The 12,225-nt window shown below is 65.0% G+C and carries 13 protein-coding genes and 2 tRNA genes; 7 read left to right on the forward strand and 8 right to left on the reverse strand.

Features of this window, described 5'->3' with window-relative positions; all coding sequences use genetic code 11:
• The first annotated feature begins 19 nt into the window (after positions 1-19).
• Positions 20-1,084, forward strand: coding sequence for a hypothetical protein (locus tag ACWPMX_RS09090; RefSeq protein WP_455699710.1), 1,065 nt, complete (start codon positions 20-22; stop codon positions 1,082-1,084).
• Here ACWPMX_RS09090 and ACWPMX_RS09095 read toward each other — a convergent pair.
• Entirely contained in the window at positions 1,081-2,097 is a 1,017-nt protein-coding gene (locus tag ACWPMX_RS09095) for a glycosyltransferase family 4 protein (protein ID WP_455699711.1), read from the reverse strand. The genes ACWPMX_RS09090 and ACWPMX_RS09095 overlap by 4 nt on opposite strands.
• Positions 2,098-2,248: 151 nt before the next feature.
• On the opposite strand from ACWPMX_RS09095, the gene ACWPMX_RS09100 reads away from it, so the two are divergent.
• The gene (locus tag ACWPMX_RS09100; RefSeq protein ID WP_455699712.1) at positions 2,249-3,772 is read left to right on the forward strand and encodes a CpaF family protein; all 1,524 of its coding nucleotides are present in this window, start codon (positions 2,249-2,251) and stop codon (positions 3,770-3,772) included.
• 126 nt (positions 3,773-3,898) lie between these two features.
• Entirely contained in the window at positions 3,899-4,039 is a 141-nt protein-coding gene (locus ACWPMX_RS09105; protein ID WP_455699713.1) for a hypothetical protein, read from the forward strand.
• On the opposite strand, the gene ACWPMX_RS09110 is transcribed toward ACWPMX_RS09105, so the two are convergent.
• Positions 4,036-4,266, reverse strand: coding sequence for a hypothetical protein (locus ACWPMX_RS09110; protein ID WP_455699714.1), 231 nt, complete (start codon positions 4,264-4,266; stop codon positions 4,036-4,038). The genes ACWPMX_RS09105 and ACWPMX_RS09110 overlap by 4 nt on opposite strands.
• Before the next feature lie 96 nt (positions 4,267-4,362).
• Between ACWPMX_RS09110 and ACWPMX_RS09115 the strand changes: the two genes are divergently transcribed.
• The 4 genes from ACWPMX_RS09115 to ACWPMX_RS09130 all read left to right on the forward strand — a co-directional run bounded on the left by ACWPMX_RS09115 (position 4,363) and on the right by ACWPMX_RS09130 (position 7,897).
• Positions 4,363-5,085, forward strand: a complete 723-nt coding sequence (locus tag ACWPMX_RS09115) for a Crp/Fnr family transcriptional regulator (protein WP_455699715.1) — start codon at positions 4,363-4,365, stop codon at positions 5,083-5,085.
• A gap of 66 nt (positions 5,086-5,151) precedes the next feature.
• On the forward strand, positions 5,152-7,260 hold the full coding sequence (locus ACWPMX_RS09120; protein WP_455699716.1) for an ATP-binding protein: 2,109 nt from the start codon (positions 5,152-5,154) through the stop codon (positions 7,258-7,260).
• The gene (locus ACWPMX_RS09125) at positions 7,257-7,619 is read left to right on the forward strand and encodes a response regulator (protein ID WP_455699717.1); all 363 of its coding nucleotides are present in this window, start codon (positions 7,257-7,259) and stop codon (positions 7,617-7,619) included. The genes ACWPMX_RS09120 and ACWPMX_RS09125 overlap by 4 nt, the downstream gene beginning before the upstream one ends.
• Positions 7,616-7,897, forward strand: a complete 282-nt coding sequence (locus tag ACWPMX_RS09130; RefSeq protein WP_455699718.1) for an Hpt domain-containing protein — start codon at positions 7,616-7,618, stop codon at positions 7,895-7,897. Before ACWPMX_RS09125 ends, ACWPMX_RS09130 begins: the two co-directional genes overlap by 4 nt.
• Here the strand turns inward: ACWPMX_RS09130 and ACWPMX_RS09135 are convergent.
• The 6 genes from ACWPMX_RS09135 to ACWPMX_RS09160 form a co-directional block, all read right to left on the reverse strand.
• A complete protein-coding gene (locus ACWPMX_RS09135; RefSeq protein WP_455699719.1) occupies positions 7,894-9,336 on the reverse strand; it encodes a glycosyltransferase family 2 protein in 1,443 nt (480 codons plus the stop codon). The genes ACWPMX_RS09130 and ACWPMX_RS09135 overlap by 4 nt on opposite strands.
• Positions 9,333-10,364: a HEAT repeat domain-containing protein gene (locus tag ACWPMX_RS09140; protein WP_455699720.1), complete on the reverse strand. Its 1,032-nt coding sequence runs from the start codon at positions 10,362-10,364 to the stop codon at positions 9,333-9,335. The genes ACWPMX_RS09135 and ACWPMX_RS09140 overlap by 4 nt, the downstream gene beginning before the upstream one ends.
• The gene (locus tag ACWPMX_RS09145) at positions 10,361-11,377 is read right to left on the reverse strand and encodes a YaiO family outer membrane beta-barrel protein (protein ID WP_455699721.1); all 1,017 of its coding nucleotides are present in this window, start codon (positions 11,375-11,377) and stop codon (positions 10,361-10,363) included. The genes ACWPMX_RS09140 and ACWPMX_RS09145 overlap by 4 nt, the downstream gene beginning before the upstream one ends.
• 2 nt (positions 11,378-11,379) lie before the next feature.
• A complete protein-coding gene (locus tag ACWPMX_RS09150) occupies positions 11,380-11,769 on the reverse strand; it encodes a response regulator transcription factor (RefSeq protein ID WP_455699722.1) in 390 nt (129 codons plus the stop codon).
• 108 nt (positions 11,770-11,877) lie between these two features.
• Positions 11,878-11,953, reverse strand: a tRNA-Thr gene (locus ACWPMX_RS09155).
• A 62-nt stretch (positions 11,954-12,015) separates the two neighbouring features.
• Positions 12,016-12,089: transfer RNA gene (locus tag ACWPMX_RS09160), tRNA-Cys, on the reverse strand.
• Between the last annotated feature and the right edge of the window lie 136 nt (positions 12,090-12,225).

Genomic DNA, 12,225 nt, shown 5'->3' on the forward strand with positions numbered 1-12,225 from the left:
CCTGCCTCATTCCCACCAGATGCGCGTCCTCGTTCTGAATGACTTTCTTGCCGAATGGACCGGCTCCGAGATCGTCGCACTGGAGGTGGCAGAGCATTTCGGGGCGACGACCAGTTCGTTCTGGTGCGTCGACCCTGTCAGGTCGCTCCTGCATGACTGGCGCCCGCTCGACACCATCGATCTGTCCGAATTCGACTTGGTGTGGGCGCAGCAACACGCTGTGCTTCCGCTGCTCGACCGGCTTTCACCGGGCACTTCCGTGCCCTTCATCGTATGGGTTTCGCTGTCACCCTACGATTTGATGGATAAGCTCCCGCCCGGGATCCTCGATACGTACGCCGATGAAGTGGTCTGCAACAGCCGCGAAACCGCCATTGCGCGCGGTGCCTCCACCCACTTTGACAATGCAGCCCCGAACCCGTTTCATTTCGATCGAGCGGAACGTCCGCTGCGCCGCATTCTCTTCGTAAGCAACAATCAACCGGCCGAACTGCTGGAAGCCGAAGCGATGCTGAGGGTGCGCGGTTTCGAAACCCGCTTTCTGGGCAGGAGCCGCGAGTTCAAGCGGCTCGAGCCTTCGGACATCGAATGGGCCGACTGCGTCGTTACGATTGGCAAGACGGTTCGCTATGCCCTCGCCTCGAGAACGCCGGTCTACATGTACGATCGTTTCGGAGGCGATGGTTATATCAGTCCCGAGAACTATGCGACCAGCGAGGCGAACAACTTCTCCGGTCGACCGACTTGCCGCAAGCTCGACGCGGCAGCCATCGCTGACGAGATCGTCGCCGGGCATCGGTACTGGACCCCTCCGGAGCAGCCCCGACTTGGCAAGGTGTTGGATGAACTCGCTGCGCGCGCGCGGTCCAAGACATTCGCCCGTCACCCCGATCTCGATGCGGCGGCAGCCATGAGTACGGCGATCGGCAGTTGGATGGCACAGGCCAATGCGTGGAAAGGAACTGCCACCTACCTGGAACACGGGCATATGACCTGGCCGGAATGGCGCGCGCTCAGTCTCAAGAAGCTCCGGCAAACGAGGATCGGCGACCACCTTGCTGCGATCAAGCGCCGTTTTCGCTAATCGATCGCGTCAGGCGAGCAGGCCTTCCGTAATACGGCCTCCATCCCGTCCACCCACCGCTCCTCGGACAGGTGTTCGGCCGCGAAGGCCCGCGTTCGCGTTCGCATCGAGTGGTGACGCGCGGGATCCCGCATGACTTCGGAGATCGCCTCGACGAATCCGTCGATGTCGTCTTCCCGACGTACGATCCCTGCCTCGTGTGGCACGAAGTCTTCCATGGCCGATCCTTCGCACACGACGGCCGGAAGCCCGCACGCCATCGCTTCAGCCACTGCCAGGCTGAGGCCTTCCATCCGCGAGGGAAACAGAAGCATGTCGGCGCCGCGATATGCCTCTCGCAGTTCGGCCCTGTCGAGAACGCCGGTATAGGTGCCAGTCGGGCGCGGCAGGTCGCGGGTTGGATATCCGCCCGCACAGGTGAAGGCGACCTCGTCGCCGAGGCGATCGACAATCCGATCGACGATGTCGAAGCCCTTGCGAAGGCTGGGCTTGCCCACGAAGAGTAGCCGGAAAGGACGATCGGCCTTTGCGACAAGGTCGTCGCGGGGGCGAAAATAGTCGACATCCACCCCGTTGTTGACTGTCATTACAGGTCCGGCGCCGAGGATGGTCTCCATCTGACGAGCCACCATCGGACTGACCGCCACGTTGATCGCCGCCTTGCGGATCGAGGCGCGCTCCATGGGCAGTACGAACCGTCGGTGGAATAACGACTGGGCATGCGACTTGTAGGGCGCCAATCGCTCGTCATGGACGACTAGGTGGCAAACCGACACCAGCGGGACGCGGTTCGACGCAAAAGCGGCGGCGTTCCAACTATTCGCGAGAGTCACGTCCGCGTCCCGAGGGACCGACAGCGCCGCGAGCCAGGGCGCATACTGGAAGCCGTGGGGGACGGCATCGAGCGTGACCTGGTGACCGCGCTCACGCAGACGCCGGGCGAGCATATGAGTGTACGCCTCGGAACCGGTACCCGTGCGGACCAGCGGCATCCAGACATGCATTCCCGTCATCCGGCCCCTGTGCGTTGCCCGCTGCGCGAAGCGTCGGGTCATTTAGGAATATTCAAGCTTTCGACGATATTCACCATCTCCGCAAATCGCATTTTCGCCATCCGGCGCAAACTGCGATGTGTTTGATTTTCGTAAGGGTTGGGGACCACAGATGAGCGCATTCGGACGAAAGAACGGGCCGGCCGGGATGAACCCGGGGGCTCGCCCGTCGTTCGGTGTTGCTCGGCCCATGAAGGGCGGCGTGCCAGGCGGTGCGCCGCAAGGGGGCGACCAGTTCCCGCCTCTGCCCGAGGAAGACCCGTTCGCCGGTCATGGCGGGGGTGGCGGCGGCGGCATTGACAAGCAGGCCGACGCGATGACCCGCCTGGCCGACCGCGCCAACGCCATCCACGAGCAGCAGCAGGTCGGCGGCTTCGAAGCCAGTGTCCACAAGATCAAGGAACAGGTGCTCCCGCGCCTACTCGAACGCGTCGACCCCGAAGCGGCCGCCACGCTGACCAAGGACGAGCTGTCGGAAGAATTCCGCCCGATCATCCTCGAGGTTCTCGCCGAGCTCAAGGTCACCCTCAACCGCCGCGAACAGTTCGCGCTGGAAAAGGTGCTGATAGACGAGCTGCTCGGCTTCGGTCCGCTCGAAGAACTGCTCAACGATCCCGATGTCAGCGACATCATGGTCAACGGTCCCGACCAGACCTACATCGAAAAGAAGGGCAAGCTGACCATCGCGCCGATCCGGTTCCGCGACGAGCAGCACCTGTTCCAGATCGCCCAGCGGATCGTGAACCAGGTCGGCCGCCGCGTCGACCAGACCACCCCGCTGGCCGACGCCCGCCTCAAGGACGGCAGCCGCGTCAACGTGATCGTGCCGCCGCTCTCGCTGCGCGGCACCGCGATCTCGATCCGTAAGTTTTCCGAAAAGCCGATCACCATCGACATGCTGCGGGACTTCGGCAGCATGAGCGACAAGATGGCGACCGCGCTTAAGATTGCCGGTGCGTGCCGGATGAACGTCGTCATCTCGGGCGGTACCGGCTCGGGCAAGACGACGATGCTGAATGCCTTGTCGAAAATGATCGACCCGGGCGAGCGCGTGCTGACCATCGAGGACGCGGCCGAACTCCGGCTGCAGCAGCCGCACTGGCTGCCGCTGGAAACCCGCCCGCCGAACCTCGAAGGCCAGGGCGCCATTACCATCGGCGACCTCGTGAAGAACGCCCTGCGTATGCGCCCCGACCGCATCATCCTGGGCGAAATTCGCGGCGCGGAGTGCTTCGACCTCCTCGCCGCCATGAACACCGGCCACGACGGATCGATGTGCACGCTTCACGCGAACAGTCCGCGCGAGTGCCTCGGCCGTATGGAAAACATGATCCTGATGGGCGACATCAAGATCCCGAAGGAAGCCATCAGCCGCCAGATCGCGGAATCGGTCGACTTGATCGTACAGGTGAAACGCCTGCGCGACGGTTCGCGCCGTACAACCAACGTGACCGAAGTGATCGGCATGGAGGGCGACGTGATCGTGACGCAGGAGCTCTTCAAGTTCGAGTATCTCGACGAGAGCGAGGACGGCAAGATCCTCGGCGAGTTCCGTTCGTCCGGCCTGCGCCCCTACACACTTGAAAAGGCGCGTCAGTTCGGCTTCGACCAGGCCTATCTCGAGGCCTGCCTCTGATCGTTCGCGCGGCCCGATCCAGATCGAAGCCGGAATAATTCGCTGCGTAACCGCTCCTCCGTCGGCTTCCTACAAGGGAGCCGGCGCGGAATCTGGCATAGACGTGGGGTACCCAGGATGGACCCCATGCTTCGCAGACTCTTCCAGTTTACCAACCAGACCCGGCCACGCCTGAGCGGGCGTCGCGGTCAGGATCGCCGGCACCATTTCGAAGCGCTGTTCATGCAGTCGTTCAACGATATGCGTGCGCGCTCGCGCAACGCCTAGCCGCGCAGCATCGCCGGCACTCCCAAGGCGAGCAGGCCCCCGGCAAAGACCGCGCACATCAGGAACAGGCCGGTCCAGGGAACCCAGCCGATGCGGTCGATTGCGGCCGCACCCATCCGTCGCCGCTCCATGACCAGGCAGACGAGCGCGAGCAGCACGAACACCCCGCCCGCAATCGTGGCGATCTCGGCGTCGCTCGCGAAGACCAGTTCGTTGTGCAGCGTCATGGCGCGTATATGGGGCGCCGGGCCGCGGTCGCCAGTGGCGATTCGGTCCGGCAATGTGTCTTGGCTACAGCCGCAAGGGCCCATAGGATGGCGCTGATGGATTTCACCCCGGACCAGCGCACGGTCAATTTCTGCCAGGCTTGTGCCGTCCGCAATCGCGCGATCTGCGCGGACCTCGACGAAGGCGAGATCGGCCTGCTCAACCGCATCGGCCGCCGCCGCAAACTGGCGGCGGGAGAACAGTTGCTGTGGGAAGGCGACGATGCGATCCTGGTCGCGAACGTGATTGACGGGGTGCTCAAACTCTCGTCGGGAACGCGCGATGGGCGCGAGCAGATCGTCGGCCTCGCCTATCCTTCGGACTTCCTCGGTCGCCCGTTCGGGTCGTCCACCCCATACGGCGTCGAAGCGTTGACGGACGCCCAGGTGTGCGTGTTCGAACGCGCCGATTTCGATCGTTTCGCGCGCGAGCACCCGCGCCTCGAACACAAGCTCCTCGAGCGCACGCTTGGCGAACTCGACCGGACGCGAAAGTGGATGCTCCTTCTCGGGCGCATGAATGCCGAGCAGAAGCTCGCGACCTTCCTGCTCGAATTGTCCGACAGGATGACCCCGGCGACCTGCAGCGACGCGGGTCCCGCGCTGAACAGCATCACCCTGCCGCTGTCGCGCCAGCAGCTTGCAGACGTGCTCGGCCTGACAATCGAGACGGTGAGCCGCCAGATCACCCGGTTTCGTAATGACGGCGTTATCGCCACTTCCTCGCGGCGAGAGATTAAGATCCTCGACCGGGACGAACTCACCCGCAGGGCAAGCTGATCGGCGAAGCAAAATTCGCGGCAAGGCGTTGATGGATCGGTCATAACCGTGTGTTAGGCACGTTTCATGACTGGTCGCTTCGTCCGTCGGCGCGCGCTCGCCGCACTGCTGCTCATCGCGGTTCCCATGGGCCTACTCGTCGTGTTCCTTCAGGTTCAGGAGGAGTTCGCGCAGAATCGCGCCCTGCGTTCCGCATTCGAGAAGTTGGTCGGGGTGCGTGCCGACCTGCTCCAATCGCTTTCCGATTTGCAGGACATCGAAGCGGGCCAGCGCGGCTATGTGATTACCGGCAATGACGAGTTCCTCGCACCCTACGATTCGGCGCGCCAGCGGATCGAGGCGCGACAGAAAGCACTAGCGGCCCGCGGCGATGTGAGTGACGAGTATCGCCGGCTAGCCCGGCTTGAAGATGCCAAGATGGCTTTCGCCGCCCGGACGGTGGCACTCGTCGAACAAGGCCAGTCTGTCGAGGCCCGGGAACTGGTTGCCGCCGGCGAAGGCAAGCGATTGATGGACGCGATCCGTACCGAGATCAGCCGACTGGACCGCAAGGAGGCCGCGCGACTCACCGACCTCACCCGCGCCCGTACCGATGCGCGCACGCAGACCGAGCGGGTCATCAACCTAACGCTGGTCGGCTTGGCGATATTGCTCACCATCTTCAGCTTCGTAGTGTGGCGGACCCTCAGCCAGCGCCAGGCCGCGCTCGTGCGCGTGCGTGCACTCAGCGATCGCAACCGCGCGACCTTCGAAAGCGCGGTCGATGGAATGCTCGTCTTGGATGCAGAAGGCTATATTCGCGAAGCCAATCCCAGCATTACCCGCTTGTTCGGTCATACACCCGAAAGCCTCGTGGGAATGCACAACACCAGATTGATGGCCACGCCGCCGACGATCGAGGAAAGCAAGGCGTGGCTCCGTCACGTGGGGTCGGCGGGCGCTAAGGGGTCGGGAGCACAGCAGGAGTTCATTGGGCGGCGGACAGACGGGACCACGCTCGCCACCGACGTTTCGATCAGCCGCTTCGCCGACGACGAGGAAATGGGTTACGTCGCGGTGATTCGCGACGTGACCGAACGCAAGCGGATCGAGGCGATGAAGACCGAGTTCGTCTCGACCGTCAGCCACGAATTGCGCACGCCCCTGACGTCGATCGGCGGTTCGCTCGGGCTGCTGGCCTCGGGTGCGGTCGGCGGGCTCAACGACAAGGCCGCGAGGCTGGTCCAGATCGCGCACAACAACTGCGAACGGCTGATCCGCCTGATCAACGACATCCTCGACATCGAAAAGATCGAATCCGGCAAGATGCAGTTCGACCTGCGCCGCATGCCTCTCGGACCGCTTATCGTGCGCACCGCGACCTCCAACCGGGCGTTCGGGGCCGATCGCGGGGTCGAGATCGTGTCCGAAATGCCGCCTTGGCCCATCTCGGTGATGGGCGACCCCGACCGGCTCGAACAATTGCTCACCAACCTCGTTTCCAACGCCGTCAAGCATTCGCCCGATGGAGAGACGGTGTACCTCGCCCTCCTGACCAAGAACGGCAAGGCACGGATCGAGGTACGCGACCGCGGTGCGGGCGTGCCTGACGATTTCCGCGACCGGATTTTCGGTAAATTCGCGATGGCCGACGGCTCCGACAGCCGTGCACGGGGCGGGACCGGTCTCGGCCTAGCGATCGCCCGCGAGATCGGCGAACGGCACGCAGGCACCGTCGGCTTCTCCGACCGCGAAGGCGGCGGGTCGGTCTTCTTCTTCGAACTGCCGCTTGCTACCTGCGAAGACATCGCGGTCGGCGAGGTGGACGAGAGCTTGCCGCTGGTTCTCCACATCGATGATGATCGCGATTGCCTGTCGGTGGTCGCCAGCGCCTTTTCAGGCCGCGCCACGATCCATTCGGTCGCCTCGATGGCGGAGGCGCGCCAGGCAGTCGAAGCGAGGCGCTATGCGGGCGCGATCGTCGATGTTGTCGTACCGCCCGATAACGGGCTCGACCTCATTCCCGCCTTGCGCAAGATCGCTCCGGGCCTGCCGATCGTCGTCTTCTCGGCGCACGATGACGTGCATGCCCCCTCTGGAGTCGATGCCGTGATGGTCAAGAGCCGCACCTCCTTCGACACCCTCGTCGAAACCACCATGGCGCTCGTCGCCCGAGCCGCCCGAGAGGCCGCATGACCCGTGTCCTCTACGTCGACGACGAACCCGACATCCGCGAGATCGCGGAGATGTCGCTCGGGCTCGACCCCGAATTCGACGTAAGGACTGCTTCTGGAGGCGAAGCCGCGCTTGCGACGATATCGGAGTGGCGGCCCGATATCGTGCTGCTCGACGTGATGATGCCCGGGATGGACGGTCCCGCGGTTCTCGCCCGCTTGCGTGAAGACGCGGCCACCGCCGACCTTAAGGTCGCCTTCGTCACCGCGCGTGCACAGAAGAGCGAGATCCAGAATTTCGCCACGCTCGACGCGGTGGGCGTGATCGCCAAGCCGTTCGATCCGATGAGCCTCGCGGGCCAGGTCAGGGACTTGCTGTGAGCGAACGCCCGTCGGCCGCGCTCGCGGCGAAGCTGGCCGAACTCTCGCAGCGCTTCGCCAGCCGCGCCGCGGACGAGCGCGCCGCGATCGAAAAGGCGCTGGCAGACGGCGACCGCGCGGCGATCGCCCGGCGTGCGCACACACTGGCAGGCAACGCTGGCATGTTCGGTCATCCCGAAATCGGCGCCGCTGCGCTCGAACTGGAAGAAGCGGCCGAGACAGGCGGCGAACTGAAACCGGCGGCAAACCGCCTGCTGGGACGGCTGGCGGCGCTCTAGGCCGCGGTCGAGCCGCCGAAGCCCTTGCGGGTCATCGTGCCCCAGCCCTGCTGCTTGCGGACGAACTGCCACCAACCCTGCAGGCGCCAGATGTTCGACAGCTGCCGGTAGCCGAAATTCTCGACCACCGCGACGACCGCGAGGATTGCAATCTCGCGCGCACGCGGGAAACGGCGAAGCTGCACTTCCTCGAGGATCAATGTCGCGACGCTCACGAAAATGCCGAAGGTGAACGTGACCGAAAGGAACGCCAGCAGCCACGGCAGCGCCAGCAGCCCGAGCGCGTAGAGCAGCGGGATGAGGATGTAGCCGATCACCTCGACCAGCGGTCCCACCACGTCGACGAGAAGAATCTGGCCGAAGCCGATGAAGCCGACACGGCCGTACTTCGGGTTGAAGCACATATCCTTGTGCTTGGCGAAGCACTCGAGCGCGCCGCGCTGCCAGCGGCTGCGCTGACGTCCGAGGACCTTCACGTCCTCGGGGCACTCGGTCCAGCAGACAGGTTCGGCGATGAACTCGATGCGGTACCGCTGCTTGAGGTCGCGCATGTGACGATGCAGCTTGATGACGAGTTCCATGTCCTCGCCCACGGTCGCGTGACTGTAGCCGCCGACTTCCACCACGCGTTGGCGTTTGAACAGGCCGAATGCGCCTGAAATCACCGTCAGCACCTGCATCTTGCCGAGCGCAAGCCGGGCCATCAGGAATGCGCGCAGGTATTCCATGATCTGCACGAGCGCGAGGAAGTTGGTCGGCAGTCGCACTGCGGTCACGCGGCCGGTATCGATCGTGCAGCCGTTCGCTATGCGTATCGTTCCGCCCGCCGCGATCGTCAGGTCGGGCTCGTCGATGAACGGTCGGACAACGCGCAGCAGCGCGTCGGATTCGAGGATTGAATCGGCGTCGATGGCGCAGAACAGCGAGGTCCGGCAGGCGTTGATGCCGGCGTTGAGCGCGTCGGCCTTGCCGCCGTTCTCCTTGTCGATCACCAGCAGCCGCGGCAGCGCAGGACTGGCGTAGAAGCCACGCACGGGGGCGTGGCTGACCGCGTCATCGACATAGCGATCGACTCGCTCGAGGCCGAATTCCTGGATCACTCGCTTGAGCGTGCCGTCCTTCGACCCGTCGTTGATCAGCAGCACCTCGAAATCAGGATATTGCAGGGCGAGGAGCGAGCGCACGCTCTCGACGACGGTCAACTCCTCGTTGAACGCGGGCGCCAGGACCGAGATCGGCGGGGCCTGGTCCGAATAGCGGCGCCATAGCGTAGCCCCACGCGGCACGGGTGGCCGGCTCGACAGCGCGAAGGCAGCGAAGATCAACTGGACGATGTAGAATCCGACCTGGAGCAACCCGGTCACGATCACGACCAGCGCGATTGCCTCGGCCGAGGCGACCATCCATGCAGCCGCTTCCGTAGTGAACGGCGCGCTCATCGCAGGCCCTGCTCGGCAAGGGTGGTCTTCGCCGCGATGCGAGAGACCGGGTTGGACCCGATCGCCGCATGGTGAAGTTCGAGCTGGCCGGCCGAACCCAGCCTCGTCAGCGCTTGCCCGGCGCGGAACCGGACCCACCACTGCTCGTCGTCGAGCAGTTCGCCGAGGCGTTCAGCGGCGGCCGAGATACGCGAGCGACCCGCCGCCTCGGCTGCGGAGGCACGCACGAACCAGGCATCGCTGTCGAGGCCGGACAGGATCGCCTCGTGTCCCGCTGGATGGCCGATCCGGCCAAGCGCGCGGAAGATGCGCGGTCGCAGGTCCGTCTCCTCGCCCGACGCTTCCGCCATCCATGCGACCAGGGGGGCGTGATCGACCGCGCCGCTTTCGGCCAGTGCATCGGTTGCAGCGAGCTTGGCGGCATCGGGCACGTCGAGATTGTAGAGCAGCGCTTCGACCGCGTGGGGATCGGTGCGAACGAAATCGCGCATGAGCGAGACGACGAGCAGCGAGTTTTCTTCAGAGCCGATGCCGAGCTTGCGCACTAGATCGGCAATCGGGGGCGCGCGGCCCTCGCCTGCCAACGCCAGCGTAGCGCCGAGGCGGACGTCGGGGTTGCGATCCTCCCGCGCGACCTTGGCCACCGCGTCGCGGCGCGACGGGAACATCGCGAGCGCCTCCGCGGCAACGAGGCGGTCCTGCGCGGTGCGCGAGCGCAGCCTGCGCGCGAGTTCGTCGGCCGCGCCCGTTGCTTCGGCCGCGTTGACGAACGCCTCGCGGTCGCTCCCACGCACGAGTTCGGCAAGTTCGATGGTGAGCGTGGCGGCCACCTTGCGCGCAAGCCCGCGGTCCGAGGTCTCGACAGTATCGCCTTTGAGCAGCGCGGGCAGCAACTGGCGGCGCATTGCCTCGCGACGGGCGACGCGGCCTTCGCTGATAACGCGCGCGAGCAGCAATGCGGCCACTCCCAACAGTGCCACCGCGCACAGCAGCAGCGACGCCTCCCACAGCGATGTGAGCGTCGTCAAAACTGTGCCTTCAGGCCCAGCCGGAATTCGGTGCGATCAAAGCCGCCATCGCGCCAGTCCCAAGCGATCGATCCGTTAAGTCCGAAGCGGTCGCCAAGGGGCGCTTCGACCCCGCCGAACACGCTGGTGACGCGGGTGACGACGCCGAGATCGGTATCGGGGCCGTTTGCCGCTCCGCCGAACAACCGCCAACCGTCGTTTGGCTGATAGTCAGCCCGGACGAGCGCGCCCACTTCGAGCGGGCCGCTGTCGGCCACGACACCGATGCCGCGCAGCGTCAACCACGCCTTCCCGCCCGCAAGGTACTGGATCACGCCGGGGCTGATCGTCACCACGTCCTGCACCGGGAAACGCTGCCAGGACCCGTCGAATGTCAGGACGGTCGAACTGCGGTCACCAAGGCGCACGTCGATCCCGCCGCCCAGATCGAGTTCGGGGCGGAAATCGGCCTTGGTCGTTCCACCGACGTGCGCCCGAAGCCACACGTTCTTGGACGGGTGGAGACCGATGCGCCCGGTCATCTCGAGATCGTCGAGGCCGAACCGGCGATACCAGCCGGCGCGCGCGCCCAGCGTGACCGAACCTGCGGGGACCTGGACTTCACCCGCGACTTCGGACCAGTTGCGAGCGCCGCCCGACAAATCGCTCAAGGCGCCTTCGACCAGGACAAAGCCGCGCGCCGATGCTGGCCCGGTGCTCCGCCGCGCTGCGACCAGCGCCAGGCCCTCACGCGCGTCGCTGTATTCGGGGGCCGCGCGCAAGACGTCCGCAAAGCCAGCTTCGGCGGCTTCGAGATTGCCGAGCGCTAGCTCGGCGTAGGCCAGTTGCACTTTCGCATCCACGTCGTCGGGGTGGGCGGCGAGCCACTCGTACAGCAGGCGCCGCGCCTCGGAGGGCTGGCCGGCCTGGCGCGCAGCGACGCCCGCTTCGTAGGAATTCTGCTCCTGCGCCGCCACGGGTGCAGCCAGCATGGCCGCCATGACGGTCGCCAAGGCAAACAACTTCTGAGCCACGATCAAACCTTCTTGCCGGCCAGCAAGCGCGCCAGCCGGATAAGAAGCTCCTCCGGGAGGAAAGGTTTCACGAGGTAGTCGTTCGCACCCAGTTCCAGCGCGCCGACCACATCCGCCTCACCGCGCCGCGCCGTCAGCATGATGACGGGCGTCTCGGCGTGACGCTCGCTCGCCCGCATCCTGCGCAGGACTTCCAGCCCGTCATGGACCGGCATCATCATGTCGAGCACCACCGCCTGCGGCTGAGCTTCTTCCAGCTTTGCGAGCGCCTCGCGACCGTCGTGCGCGACGACGGTCTCGTACCCACGCGCGCCCAGGCGAAACTCGAGCAACTCGGTGAGAAGGGGTTCGTCATCCGCGATGAGAACGGTGGCGGGCGCTGCGATCGACATGGGATCGATTCCATGCCCAATCATGGTTACCAAACAAATAACATTTTGCTCCGAATAACTTACTAGCCGACCGCTCTATCGGCGCGCAGGCGAGGGAGCGATGAGAGGTGGTGCCGCTTACAGGACTCGAACCTGTGACCCCATCATTACGAATGATGTGCTCTACCAACTGAGCTAAAGCGGCACTCCGGTGCCCCGTTAGCGGCGGCGCAGCGTTGCTGCAATCCGCCGCGAGGGGCGAAAAACTGGAGGCCCGAGCCGGAATCGAACCGGCGTGCAAGGATTTGCAGTCCTCTGCGTAACCACTCCGCCATCGGGCCTCGTCCCCGTCCGAGCGTGGCGGCTCGAAACGGGGAAGCGGCCCCCTAGCGCCTTGCTCGGCGCATGGCAACGCCGTGCGAACGAATGATCGCCGCGCTTGCACCACCGCGGGATTGAGTGCCGATTGGCAACTAG

The organism is Tsuneonella sp. HG094, from assembly GCF_053819285.1.

Excerpts from the sequence above, each read along its gene's own strand:
- ACWPMX_RS09090 (WP_455699710.1), top strand. The coding sequence starts at position 20 with ATGCGCGTCCTCGTTCTGAATGACTTTCTTGCCGAATGGACCGGCTCC.
- ACWPMX_RS09095 (WP_455699711.1), bottom strand. The coding sequence starts at position 2,097 with ATGACGGGAATGCATGTCTGGATGCCGCTGGTCCGCACGGGTACCGGT.
- ACWPMX_RS09100 (WP_455699712.1), top strand. The coding sequence starts at position 2,249 with ATGAGCGCATTCGGACGAAAGAACGGGCCGGCCGGGATGAACCCGGGG.
- ACWPMX_RS09105 (WP_455699713.1), top strand. The coding sequence starts at position 3,899 with ATGCTTCGCAGACTCTTCCAGTTTACCAACCAGACCCGGCCACGCCTG.
- ACWPMX_RS09110 (WP_455699714.1), bottom strand. The coding sequence starts at position 4,266 with ATGACGCTGCACAACGAACTGGTCTTCGCGAGCGACGCCGAGATCGCC.
- ACWPMX_RS09115 (WP_455699715.1), top strand. The coding sequence starts at position 4,363 with ATGGATTTCACCCCGGACCAGCGCACGGTCAATTTCTGCCAGGCTTGT.
- ACWPMX_RS09120 (WP_455699716.1), top strand. The coding sequence starts at position 5,152 with ATGACTGGTCGCTTCGTCCGTCGGCGCGCGCTCGCCGCACTGCTGCTC.
- ACWPMX_RS09125 (WP_455699717.1), top strand. The coding sequence starts at position 7,257 with ATGACCCGTGTCCTCTACGTCGACGACGAACCCGACATCCGCGAGATC.
- ACWPMX_RS09135 (WP_455699719.1), bottom strand. The coding sequence starts at position 9,336 with ATGAGCGCGCCGTTCACTACGGAAGCGGCTGCATGGATGGTCGCCTCG.
- ACWPMX_RS09150 (WP_455699722.1), bottom strand. The coding sequence starts at position 11,769 with ATGTCGATCGCAGCGCCCGCCACCGTTCTCATCGCGGATGACGAACCC.